Source organism: Streptomyces sp. NPDC005899, assembly GCF_040629645.1.
Lineage (GTDB): Bacteria > Actinomycetota > Actinomycetes > Streptomycetales > Streptomycetaceae > Streptomyces.
This window is the reverse complement of sequence record NZ_JBEXWB010000554.1, coordinates 1-2781: the sequence shown is the minus strand read 5'-3', so window position 1 is coordinate 2781 and position 2781 is coordinate 1. Positions and strand designations below refer to the sequence as shown.

At 73.1% G+C, this 2781-nt stretch carries 3 protein-coding genes; all 3 read left to right on the top strand.

The features are described from left to right. Positions 1–135: 135 nt before the first annotated feature. Positions 136–1434 carry a M18 family aminopeptidase gene (locus ABZ371_RS31330; RefSeq protein ID WP_358686052.1) on the top strand — a complete coding sequence of 433 codons (1299 nt, stop codon included), beginning with the start codon at positions 136–138 and terminating at the stop codon, positions 1432–1434. Between the two features lie 102 nt (positions 1435–1536). Beyond that, complete coding sequence (locus ABZ371_RS31325) at positions 1537–1761, top strand: DUF6458 family protein (protein WP_358686050.1); 225 nt, start codon at positions 1537–1539, stop codon at positions 1759–1761. 128 nt (positions 1762–1889) lie between these two features. Continuing rightward, on the top strand, positions 1890–2781 hold an 892-nt coding region (locus ABZ371_RS31320), incomplete at its 3' end, for an AfsR/SARP family transcriptional regulator (RefSeq protein ID WP_358686047.1).

Sequence of the window (2781 nt, the reverse complement as noted above, 5' to 3'; positions counted from 1 at the left end):
CGGGCCGTCCCGCGCTCCGGCACGGCACCGCCGCACCGGACCCGGCACCGCGCGCCCGGGCCCGCCGGGACGGCGGCGGGACCCCGATCGGCAGGCGGTGAATGTCCCCCGGCCCCCCTCGTTACAGTGAAGAACATGAGCTCACGCCTCCGCTTCGACCGCGGGCACACCGACGATCTGATGACCTTCCTCATGGCCGGGCCCTCCCCGTACCACGCCGTGGCCGCCGCGGCGGCACGACTGGAGAAGGCCGGATTCCGGCAGGTCGAGGAGACGGCGGCCTGGGACGGATCCACCGGTGGGAAGTACGTCCTGCGCGGCGGCGCCATCGTCGCCTGGTACGTGCCCGAGGGCGCTCAGGCGCACACCCCGTACCGGATCGTGGGAGCCCACACCGACTCCCCCAACCTGCGGGTCAAACCGCTGCCCGACACCGGTTCGTACGGCTGGCGCCAAATCGCCGTCGAGGTCTACGGCGGAACGCTCCTCAACACCTGGCTCGACCGGGACCTCGGTCTCGCCGGCCGGCTGTCGCTGCGGGACGGCACGCACCGGCTGGTCGACATCGACCGGCCGCTGCTGCGCGTCCCGCAGCTCGCCGTGCACCTGGACCGCTCGGCCAACAGCGAAGGGCTCAAGCTCGACCGCCAGAAGCACATGCAGCCCATCTGGGGTCTCGGCGACGTCGCGGAGGGCGACCTCATCCGCTTCGTCGCCGAGGAGGCGGGCGTGGACCCGGACGACGTCACCGGCTGGGACCTCATGCCGCACCCCGTCGAAGCGCCCGCCTACCTGGGCCGCGACCGGGAGCTGCTCGCCGGGCCGCGCATGGACAACCTGCTCTCCGTGCACGCCGCCACGGCGGCACTGGCAGCCGTGGCGGGACAGCCGGACGGCGAACTCGCCCACATCCCCGTGATGGCCGCCTTCGACCACGAGGAGAACGGCTCCCAGTCCGACACCGGCGCGGACGGCCCGCTGCTCGGGACCATCCTCGAGCGCTCCGTGTTCGCCCGCGGCGGCTCCTACGAGGACCGTGCCCGTGCCTTCGCCGGGACCGTCTGCCTCTCCTCGGACACCGGCCACGCCATCCACCCCAACTACGGGGAGCGACACGACCCCACGCACCACCCGGTGGTCAACGGCGGGCCGATCCTCAAGGTCAACGTCAACATGCGGTACGCCACCGACGGCACCGGCCGCGCCGTCTTCGCGGCCGCCTGCGAGAAGGCGGACGTGCCGTGGCAGACGTTCGTCTCCAACAACTCGATGCCCTGCGGCACCACGATCGGTCCCATCACGGCGGCCCGGCACGGCATCTCGACGGTCGACGTCGGCGTCGCGATCCTCTCGATGCACAGCGCCCGCGAACTGTGCGGCGCTGACGACCCGTACCTCCTGGCCAACGCGATTGCGGCCTTCCTGGCGGACTGACGCACCGCCATCGAGCCGCTGTGCGGACATGGTTGCCGCCGGGCCGGGTACGCGCTCCGTACACCGGCCCGGACGCACCGGGCCGTCGAGGAGGCGGAAATCATGGGACTCGGAGGATGCATACTCCTGATCGGTGCCGGGGCGGTACTCGCGTTCGCCACCGATTGGGAGATGGACACCGTCAACGTCGACCTGGTCGGCTGGATCATGATGCTCGTCGGACTCGTCGGGGTCTTCGTCTACATGAGCATCGCGCGGCGCCGCCGCATGGTCGTGCCGCCCACCACCACGGTCGTGTCCGCGGAGGAGGAGCGCCGGTACCCGTGACGCGGGCCGTCGGGCGATCGGTTCACGCCGGTCCGGTGTGACTCTCCGCCGGACCGGTGGCGGCCTCGATATCCTGGGGTGCCTGGGCCCCCGCTCCGGGTGCGTCCCACCCGGAAGGAAAGCCGCTCGTGGAGTTCCGGCTTCTCGGCACGGTCTCCGTCGAGGCACTCACCGGTCCGCTGCCGCTCGGTCCCGCCAAGCGGCGCAGTGTGCTGGCCGCCCTGCTGCTGTCCGCCAACACCCCCGTGTCCGTCTCGCGGCTGACGGAGTGCCTGTGGGACGACGAACCCCCCCTGCACGCCCGTAGCGTCATCCAGGGGCACGTGTCACGGCTGCGGTCCCTCCTGACGGGCGCGGACGCGCCGGCCTACGGCGTGGAGCTCGTCACCCTCGGGGACGCGTACGCCCTGCGGCTCCCGGAATCCCTCCTCGACGCCCAGCGGTTCGAGGAGCTCCTGACGCTGGCACGGCAGCAGCGCAGCGCCGCCGACTCCGTCCTGATGTACGACGACGCGCTCTCCCTGTGGCAGGGCCCCGCACTCGGCGGAGCGTTCGCCGGGCCACCGCTCCGCGCCGCCGCGCACACGCTGGAGGAGTCGAGACTGGCCACGGTGGAGCAACTCGCCGAGGCCTGCGCCTTGCTGGGTGACCATCACCGCGCCGCCGCCGTGCTCCGGACGGAAGCGGTGGCCCACCCGCTGCGGGAGTCCCTCGCCGCAGCCCTGATCAGGGCGCTCCACCGGGCGGGTCGCCGGTCGGAGGCGCTCGACTGGTTCCACCGCACGAGACGGCTGCTCGCCGAGGAACTGGGCATCGACCCGGGGCACGAACTCGCCGACGCCTACGCGCTGGTCCTCCGGGGCGACCCGGTGCCCGGGGACGTCCGGAAGCCGGAGCACGCCAGGGAGACCGCACGGGTACGGGCCCCCGCCGCGCACCAGGGCACGGCGGCACACCGCGGCCCGGCCGGGAACGGCGGTACGGCGCTCACGGACGCCCCGGGCGGCGCGCCGCCGCGCA

Bases quoted from the DNA above. Each gene is read 5' to 3' on its own strand.
- ABZ371_RS31325 (WP_358686050.1), top strand. From the start codon at position 1,537: ATGGGACTCGGAGGATGCATACTCCTGATCGGTGCCGGGGCGGTACTC.
- ABZ371_RS31330 (WP_358686052.1), top strand. From the start codon at position 136: ATGAGCTCACGCCTCCGCTTCGACCGCGGGCACACCGACGATCTGATG.